This is a genomic window from Microbacterium sp. SD291 (genome assembly GCF_017355365.1).
In the GTDB taxonomy this organism is placed as follows: domain Bacteria; phylum Actinomycetota; class Actinomycetes; order Actinomycetales; family Microbacteriaceae; genus Microbacterium.
Genome location: NZ_JADIJR010000057.1, coordinates 1 through 6,058, shown reverse-complemented (window position 1 = coordinate 6,058; position 6,058 = coordinate 1). Strand labels below are relative to the sequence as shown.

Genomic DNA, 6,058 nt, shown 5'->3' with positions numbered 1-6,058 from the left:
GCGGCGTGGGACCGGCGCTTGGGTAGGCTGAACGGGTGATCATCGGGACCGGCATCGACCTCGTGGACATCCCGCGGTTCGAGCGGACCCTCGAGCGGACCCCGAAGCTGCTTCAGCGTCTGTTCACTCCGAATGAGCAGACCCTGCGCCTGCGGTCCCTGGCCGCGCGCTACGCCGCGAAGGAGGCGCTGATCAAGGCCCTCGGCGGCTCGGACGGCGTGCACTGGTCGGAGATCGAGATCGCGTCCGAGGCATCCGGCCGTCCGCATTTCGTCCTGTCTGGGTCGACCGCCGAGGTCGTCCTGGAGCGCGGCATCACCAAGCTGCACCTGACCCTCACTCACGATGCCGGCCTCGCCGCCGCGTTCGTCGTCGCCGAAGGAGAGCCGCTGTGACCGCCCCGTTCCGCGAAGCCGTCATCGACCTCGACGCGATCAGCGACAACGTCCGCCACTTCCGCAAGCTCACCGGCGTCGAGGTCATCGGCGTCGTCAAGGCCAACGCCTACGGGCACGGCGCCGCTGCGGCCGCCGTCGCCGCACTCGCCGGAGGCGCCACCCGGCTCGGCGTCGCCGAGATCTCGGAGGCCCTCGAGCTCCGCCGATCGGGCATCACGGCGCCCATCGTCGCCTGGCTGCATGCCCCGGGGGAGCGGTTCGAACAGGCCGCCGCCCAGAGCATCGAGGTCGGCATCTCCTCCTTCGACCAGCTCGAGGCCGCCGCGATCGTCGCGAGCGTCGACCACCCGGTCGGCGTGCACCTGAAGCTCGAGACCGGCCTCTCGCGCAACGGCATCGCCCCGGCCGACTGGCGCAGGGTGCTCGCCGAGGCCGCCCGGCTCGAGCGCATCGGACGGCTCCGCATCGTCGGCCTGTTCAGCCACCTCTCCAACACCTCAGTCGAAGACGACAGGGAAGCGCTGGCGAAGTTCGAGGAGGGGGTCGCGGCCGCGGCATCCTTCGGCATCCATCCGGAGATCCGCCACATCGCCGCCACCGCCGCCGCCATCGACCTGCCCGAGATGCGCCTCGACGCCGTGCGCATCGGCATCGGCCTGTACGGGCTCTCGCCGTTCGACGACCGGTCATCGGCCGAGCTCGGGCTCCGCCCGGCGATGACCCTCCGCGGCGCGATCGCCGCCGTCCGCAGGGTGCCGGCCGGCAGCGGCGTCTCCTACGGCTACGATCACCGCACCGATCGCCCGACGACGCTCGTCCTGGTGCCGCTCGGCTACGCCGACGGCGTGCCGCGACAGGCATCCGGCCGCCTCCCCGTCTCGATCGGCGGCCGCCGCTTCACGAACGTCGGCCGCATCGCGATGGACCAGTTCGTCGTCGACGTCGGCGACCACCCCGTCTCGGTCGGCGATGAGGTCGTGCTCTTCGGCGACCCGACGCTGGGTGTGCCGTCGGCCGCCGAATGGGGCAACGCCGCAGGCACGATCAATTACGAGATCGTCACGCGCATCGGGCAGCGGGTGCACCGGAGGTCGGCATGAGCGTCGACCCCTCCGTCGAGGGACGGCATGAGATCCCCACCTCCGACGCCATGGAGCGGCTCGGGTTCCGGATCGGAGAGCGGCTCGAGGCCGGAGACCTGCTGATCCTCACCGGACCTCTCGGCGCGGGAAAGACCACGTTCACGCGGGGCCTGGCCGAAGGGCTGGGCGTGCGCGGACCGGTGCAGAGCCCCACGTTCGTGATCGCCCGCACGCATCCGTCGCTCGTCGGCCGCGCGCCGCTCGTGCACGTCGACGCCTACCGGCTCGGGTCCGGTGCGGAGCTGGAGGATCTCGACCTCGACCTCGCTCGCTCGGTCGTGGTGATCGAGTGGGGGCGCGGCATGGCCGAGCAGCTCGCCGACACCTGGTGGGACATCGAACTCGAGCGCCCGGTGGGCGGCGATGACCTGCTCGACGCGTCGGAGCTGGATGCCGACGCCCCGCGGTTCGTGACGATCGCGCGCGTCGAGCGCTGACGGCGCGCGACCGGTCCCGGTCCGGCACCCGCTGACTGCGTTCACAACTCCGGAGAAACGCAGCGGAATCGCCGCCAGGGGCCCGTGGCGACGTTCACACCGGGCAGATCTCCGGAGTTGTGAACCGCGACTACCCTGGAGAGGTGATTCTCGCCGTCGACACCTCGCTCGGAACCGCCGTCGCTCTGACCGACGACGACGGAGCCCGCCGTGCCGAGGCGATCGCCGCAGACCCGCTCGGACACGCCGAGGTCATCGGCGATCTCCTCGTGCGCGCACTCGCCGACGCAGGCCAGGGAGAGGTCTCGCACGTCGTCGCGGGCATGGGCCCCGGCCCCTTCACCGGCCTGCGGATCGGGATCGCCGCCGCACGCGCGTTCGCGCTCGGACGTGGGATCCCCGTGATCGCCGTCCCCAGCCACTTCGCCGCCGCCCTCACCGCACTCGCCACCGCGACAGGGCCGTTCGCGATCGTCACGGACGCCCGGCGCCGCGAGGTCGCGATCACCGTCTTCGACGGAGCGGATGCCGACGGCATCCCGCATGTCACGGCCGACACCGTGCTCGTGCCGGCAGTCGATGCCGATGCCCATCTCGACGGCATCCGCCGCATCGACGTCACCGAGCTGTCGGCCGTCGACCTCGCGCGGGTCGGTGCGCTCGCCGTCGCCGCCGGCCGCACGCTCGCCGGCGACGAGCCGCTGTACCTGCGTCACCCCGACGTCACCGTCCCCGGGGCGCCGAAGCGAGTCGGGTCATGAACCTCCGCGTCGCCACTCCGCACGACCTGGATGCGATCATGGCGGTCGAGAACAGGTCGTTCCCCACCGACGCGTGGAGCGCCGAGAACATGGCGGCGGAGCTCGACAGCCCGCACGGCCGCTACCTCGTCGACGAGGAGGACGGCACCGTCATCGGGTATGGCGGGGTGCGCGCGCTGCAGGGCTCGGCGGATGCCGACATCCAGACGATCGCGTTCGACGCCGCCCACCGGGGGAGAGGCCGCGGACGTGCGCTGCTGCGCGCACTGCTCGACGAGGCAGTGGCGCACGGCGCGCGCGAGGTGTTCCTCGAGGTGCGGGCCGACAACCCGGGCGCCGAGGGACTGTATCTGTCGGAGGGTTTCGAGGAGATCGGCAGGCGCCCCCGCTACTATCAGCCGGACGACGTGGATGCGATCGTGATGCGACTCGATCTGCGCGGCCGAGGGACGCGGGATCGCCAGGTCGCAGAGCCTGCCGATGTGGCATCTGTGCGGGGCCCTTCGACAAGCTCAGGGACCCAGGCTGGAGGCTCAGGGACCCAGGGTGGGAGCTCGGTCCCTTCGACAAGCTCAGTGACCCGGGGAGGGGAACCGCATGAGTGAGCCGCTGGTGCTCGGCATCGAGACGAGCTGCGACGAGACCGGGATCGGGATCGTCCGCGGCCGCACGCTGCTGTCGAACACGATCGCGTCGAGCATGGACCAGCACGCCCGGTACGGCGGCGTCGTGCCCGAGGTCGCGGCCCGCGCGCATCTCGAGGCGCTGCAGCCGTCGATCGACGCGGCCCTCGCCGAGGCCGGAGTGCGCCTCGATGACCTCGACGCCATCGCCGTGACCAGCGGACCCGGCCTCGCCGGCGCGCTGATGGTCGGCGTGGGCGCGGCGAAGGGACTCGCGGTCTCGCTCGACAAGCCCCTCTATGCCGTGAACCACCTCGTGGGGCACATCGCGGCCGACATCCTCACCGCCGACTCCGTCCCGCTCGAATACCCCACGATCGCGCTCCTGGTCTCCGGCGGGCACACCTCGCTGCTGCACGTGCGCGATCTGACCACCGATGTCGAGCTGCTCGGCGAGACCATGGACGACGCCGCGGGCGAGGCGTTCGACAAGGTCGCCCGCCTCCTCTCCCTCCCGTACCCCGGCGGCCCCGAGATCGACAGGGCGGCGCTCGACGGCGACCGCGACGCGATCCGGTTCCCGCGCGGGCTGTCGCGAGCATCCGACATGGCCAAGCACCGCTACGACTTCTCGTTCTCCGGCCTGAAGACCGCAGTCGCCCGCTGGGTCGAGCGCTGCGAGGCGGATGGCGTCGAGGTGCCGGTCGCCGATGTCGCCGCGAGCTTCCGCGAGGCCGTCGTCGACGTGCTGGTCACCAAGGCACTCGCAGCGTGCCGCGACCTGGGCGTGCCGCGCCTGCTGCTCGGCGGTGGAGTCATCGCGAACCGCCGGCTGCGCGAGGTCGCCCTCGAGCGCGCCGAGGCGGCAGGGGTGACGGTGCGCATCCCGCCGCTGTCGCTGTGCACCGACAACGGCGCGATGATCGCCGCGCTCGCCGCCGAGCTGATCACCTCAGGCCGCCGCGCGTCGACGCTCGCCTTCGGCGCCGACTCGACGCTCCCGGTGACCGAGATCCAGATCGCCGAGATTCCGCTGACCGAGACCCAGATCGCCGAGATCCAGATCGCCGAGGCGTCATGATCGAGCAGCCGCGCACGCCGGGAGCGCAGGGCGCCGGGATGCACCGCAACGCCGCGCCGCCCACGCGCATCGAGGGCCCGAGCGGCGAGGTCGAGCGCCCGACGGGTTCGGCGCGCCTGCCGGGTGCGCGGCGCGACGCGTACACGAAGCTCCCCACCGGCCCGGTCAGCGTGGAGCCGGTGGTCGCTACGGGTCCCGACGTCGATCACGCCGACGCGGATCCGGACTGGGAGCCGTCGGCGGGCGCACCGGTCGCCGATGACTCCAGGCTCGCACCGTGGGCGCTGCTCGCGGCGATCGTGGCGCTCAGCGCCTCGTTCTTCGTCGGCTGGGGGATCCCGGTCGCGGTCGTCGCCGTGGTCGCCGCCAGCATGTCGCTGCGCCGGCCGGCCGAGAACCACGCCATGGCGCGCTGGGCACTCGTGCTCGGCCTCTGCGCCATGGTGTACAGCCTGGGCTGGCTGGTCTGGGCCGGCATGCAGTTCGAGAGGCTCGGGTAGCCGGATGCTCGACTCCGCCGAGACCACCGAATTGCGCGCGCTGCAGACCCGCGCCTACGGTCGCGGCGGCGGGCTGACGGATGCCGAGGCGGCGAGGCTCCGCGAGCTGGAGGACACCGCGTCGCGGAGGGCGGATCCGGTGCACGCCGTGCCAGTGGGTGCCGGCGGCAGTGCGACGGCGACCGCAGTCATCGAGCCCGCACCGCCGTCGCACGACCTGACCCCGCCCGAATCGCGTGGGCACGAGCCGGTGCCCGGACGGCCGTCACCTCCCGCGGAAGCGGTGCAGCCGCACGAGGCTCCGCTGACGGCATCCTCCGTTCCGACCTCGCGCCGGCCAGGTCGATGGCGGGCCGTGATCGGCGGCGCTCTCATCGCGGTCGTCGGCGTGGGGGTCGGCTGGCTGCTGTTCGGCGATCGCGGGCCGCAGTCGTTGGCTCTCACCGACGAGCAGCAGGGGTGGCAGAACCAGCTCCTCGCGAGCGCCGAGTACGATGCAGGGTCGCTCCGAGCGCTCGCCGAGGAGGAGGGCGTCGTCGTCTGGTACGCGACGAAGAAGGACGCCGAGCTCGCCTGCATCATCCTCGGCGACGGAGAGAACACGCGGCCGTCCTGCACGACCGCGGCGGACATCGCCCTGCAGGGCCTCTTCGGGCAGTTCCGCACCACGGAGGGGGAGAGCGAGCGCGAGTTCAGCGCGCAGGTGCTCCTCGACTCCGAGGGCGATCCCGCGGCAACGGTGTCGAGCTTTCTCATGAGCGGCGAGATCCTCGAGTTCCGGTTCGCGACCCCCGAGGAGGAGGAGGCGGCCGCAGAGCTCAGCGAGGCCGGATTCGACACCCAGTCGCTCTGGATCATCGGCCGGGACGGCGACGTGCCACTGTGGACGGGCGTGAAGCCCGCGACCACCGAGCAATGCCTCATCTACGACGGCTCTGATCCGGATCCCGAGATGACCTGCGCAGACACGGAGACCCTGTGGCAGGAAGGCGGTTCGCTGGTGCTCGACCGGGCGGACGCGGAGACCGGAGATCTCACTCGGTTCGAGCACTTCGTCGGCGGCGGCGGGTCCTACCTCACCATCACCAAGGGGATCGAGCGCACTGATGCCTCCGA

7 protein-coding genes and 1 pseudogene are annotated in these 6,058 nt (G+C 71.9%); all 8 read left to right on the top strand.

Annotated features, from left to right (window positions below; translation table 11 throughout):
• Nucleotides 1–35 precede the first annotated feature (35 nt).
• The gene (locus tag IPV10_RS16605) at nt 36–395 is read left to right on the top strand and encodes a holo-ACP synthase (RefSeq protein ID WP_207485745.1); all 360 of its coding nucleotides are present in this window, start codon (nt 36–38) and stop codon (nt 393–395) included.
• Complete coding sequence (alr, locus tag IPV10_RS16600; protein WP_207485743.1) at nt 392–1,498, top strand: alanine racemase; 1,107 nt, start codon at nt 392–394, stop codon at nt 1,496–1,498. Before IPV10_RS16605 ends, alr begins: the two co-directional genes overlap by 4 nt.
• On the top strand, nt 1,495–1,977 hold the full coding sequence (gene tsaE, locus IPV10_RS16595) for a tRNA (adenosine(37)-N6)-threonylcarbamoyltransferase complex ATPase subunit type 1 TsaE (protein ID WP_207485741.1): 483 nt from the start codon (nt 1,495–1,497) through the stop codon (nt 1,975–1,977). The genes alr and tsaE overlap by 4 nt, the downstream gene beginning before the upstream one ends.
• 143 nt (nt 1,978–2,120) lie before the next feature.
• On the top strand, nt 2,121–2,738 hold the full coding sequence (tsaB, locus tag IPV10_RS16590) for a tRNA (adenosine(37)-N6)-threonylcarbamoyltransferase complex dimerization subunit type 1 TsaB (RefSeq protein ID WP_207485739.1): 618 nt from the start codon (nt 2,121–2,123) through the stop codon (nt 2,736–2,738).
• Nucleotides 2,735–3,343 (top strand): ribosomal protein S18-alanine N-acetyltransferase, encoded by a 609-nt coding sequence (gene rimI / locus IPV10_RS16585; protein ID WP_207485737.1) that lies wholly within the window; start codon nt 2,735–2,737, stop codon nt 3,341–3,343. The genes tsaB and rimI overlap by 4 nt, the downstream gene beginning before the upstream one ends.
• Nucleotides 3,336–4,442 carry a tRNA (adenosine(37)-N6)-threonylcarbamoyltransferase complex transferase subunit TsaD gene (gene tsaD, locus IPV10_RS16580; RefSeq protein WP_207485734.1) on the top strand — a complete coding sequence of 369 codons (1,107 nt, stop codon included), beginning with the start codon at nt 3,336–3,338 and terminating at the stop codon, nt 4,440–4,442. Before rimI ends, tsaD begins: the two co-directional genes overlap by 8 nt.
• Nucleotides 4,439–4,942, top strand: a complete 504-nt coding sequence (locus IPV10_RS16575) for a hypothetical protein (protein WP_207485732.1) — start codon at nt 4,439–4,441, stop codon at nt 4,940–4,942. Before tsaD ends, IPV10_RS16575 begins: the two co-directional genes overlap by 4 nt.
• A 4-nt stretch (nt 4,943–4,946) precedes the next feature.
• A pseudogene (locus IPV10_RS16570) lies at nt 4,947–6,058 on the top strand (hypothetical protein); the annotation flags it as partial.